At 72.0% G+C, this 1,854-nt stretch carries 3 protein-coding genes; 2 read left to right on the top strand and 1 reads right to left on the bottom strand.

The window, feature by feature from the left end; translation table 11 throughout:
* Both G6027_RS15160 and G6027_RS15155 read left to right on the top strand, forming a co-directional pair.
* Positions 1–840 (top strand): Sir2 family NAD-dependent protein deacetylase (locus tag G6027_RS15160; protein WP_241727170.1); only part of this gene is annotated, 840 nt, incomplete at its 5' end.
* A 34-nt stretch (positions 841–874) separates the two neighbouring features.
* On the top strand, positions 875–1,495 hold the full coding sequence (locus tag G6027_RS15155) for a carbonic anhydrase (protein WP_182637895.1): 621 nt from the start codon (positions 875–877) through the stop codon (positions 1,493–1,495).
* Positions 1,496–1,529: 34 nt separating this feature from the next.
* Here G6027_RS15155 and G6027_RS15150 read toward each other — a convergent pair.
* A partial coding sequence (locus G6027_RS15150; RefSeq protein WP_346995760.1) for a PUA domain-containing protein occupies positions 1,530–1,854 on the bottom strand: 325 nt, incomplete at its 5' end.

Below are 1,854 nucleotides of genomic sequence, written 5' to 3'. Positions count from 1 at the left end.
ACCGACCCGGACCGGGACCTGCCGGCGCGGGCGGCCGCGTTGGCCGACCTCATGCGGGGCCGGAGGGCCGCGATCCTCACCGGGGCGGGGATCTCCACCCCCTCCGGGATCCCCGACTACCGCGGCCCCGACTCCCCCGCCCGGACCCCCATGACCTTCCAGCAGTTCGTCGGCGACCCCGGGTTCCGCCGCCACTACTGGGCCCGAAACCACCTGGGCTGGCGACACATGGAGGCCGCCCGGCCCAACGCGGCCCACGCGCTACTGGCCGACTGGGAGCGTCGGGGGCTGGTCAGCGGGGTCATCACCCAGAACGTGGACCTGCTCCACCTCAAGGCCGGCAGCCGCCGGCTCGTGGACCTGCACGGCAGCTACGCCGTGGTGACCTGCCTCGACTGTGGGCTGCGCCAGAGCAGATGGGCCCTGCACGAGGACCTCGACCGTCTCAACCCCGGATTCGCTGAGCGCGTGGCCACTCGCGGGGCCATCGAGGTCGCCCCGGACGCCGATGCCGTCCTCGACGACACCGCGGACTTCCGCATGGTGGACTGCCGCCGGTGCTCGGGAGTGCTCAAGCCCGACATCGTCTACTTCGGGGAGAACGTCCCGGCGCAGCGCGTGGCGGAGGCCAACGCCCTGGTCGACGGGTCCGACCTCGTCGTCGTCGTGGGGTCCTCCCTCACCGTCCGGTCGGGATACCGGTTCGTGCGGCGCGCGGTGACCACCGGCACCCCCGTGGCCGTGGTCAACCGCGGCCACACCCGGGCGCACGCCGAGGCCACGCTGACGGTCGACGGCGACTGCGTGGAGGTGCTGACCCTCGTCGACCGGGCCCTGTAGGAGAACTACACGAGCAGGGCGGCAGACTGCAGGGATGAGCACAGAGCTGACCCCCGACGCCGCACTGCAGCGACTACTCGACGGGAACCGCCGCTACGTCGACGGTGCGGGTCTGCACGCCCACCAGGACCCCGCGCGCCGCGCCGAACTCGCCGGCGAGCAGCATCCCTTCGGAATGGTCTTCGGCTGCTCCGACTCGCGGGTGCCCGCCGAGGTCGTCTTCGACCAGGGACTCGGCGACCTGTTCGTCATCCGCAACGCCGGCCACATCGTCGACCCCTCGGTGCTGGGTTCGATCGAGTTCGGGGTGGAGATGCTCGGCATCCCCCTCACCGTGGTCCTCGGGCACACCTCGTGTGGCGCCGTGGGTGCGGCGATCAACGCCGTCGACACCCACACCACCCCGTTGGGATACCTGCGCGACGTGGTGGAGCGGATCGCCCCGGCCGTCTTCGAGGCCCGGCGGGACCCCGGGGCCGGGTACGAGGACATCGTGATCGAGAACGTGCGCCAGGCGGTCAAGGCGATCCGCGAGAAGTCCGCGGCCGTGGACCGCGCGATCGTCCAGGGACGCACCGCGATCGTCGGTGCGCTGTACAACCTCGCCGAGGGCACGGTCACCCCGGTCCACACCGAGGGCGGGATCGACCTCTAGAGCGCCACAGGGTCGTCAGAGCGCCACAGGATCATCACAGCGCCACCAGGTCATCGGCGTGCACGAGGGGACGCCCCTGGCCCGTGACGCCGGTGCCCGACGCGCGCTCGGCCAACCGAGAGCGCACCTCGATCGAGTCGTACTGGGCGATCCCCCTGGCGACGGTGTCACCGGCGGTATCGCGCATTTCGATCACGTCACCGAAGTGGAACAACCCGTCGACACCGGTCACCCCCGCCAGCAGCAGCGACCGCCGGGAACCGGTGACGGCACGCACCGCGCCGTCGTCCAGGATCACCGCGCCCCGCGCGTCCGCGGCGTGGCGGACCCAGAACCGGCGCGCGGTCATCCGCTCGGGC

The sequence above is a fragment of the Dietzia sp. SLG310A2-38A2 genome, from assembly GCF_014145095.1.
Taxonomy (GTDB): domain Bacteria; phylum Actinomycetota; class Actinomycetes; order Mycobacteriales; family Mycobacteriaceae; genus Dietzia.
Note: the sequence above shows the minus strand (reverse complement) of the source record. Positions and strands in the feature narration are given on the sequence as shown.

Bases quoted from the DNA above. Each gene is read 5' to 3' on its own strand.
- G6027_RS15155 (WP_182637895.1), top strand. From the start codon at position 875: ATGAGCACAGAGCTGACCCCCGACGCCGCACTGCAGCGACTACTCGAC.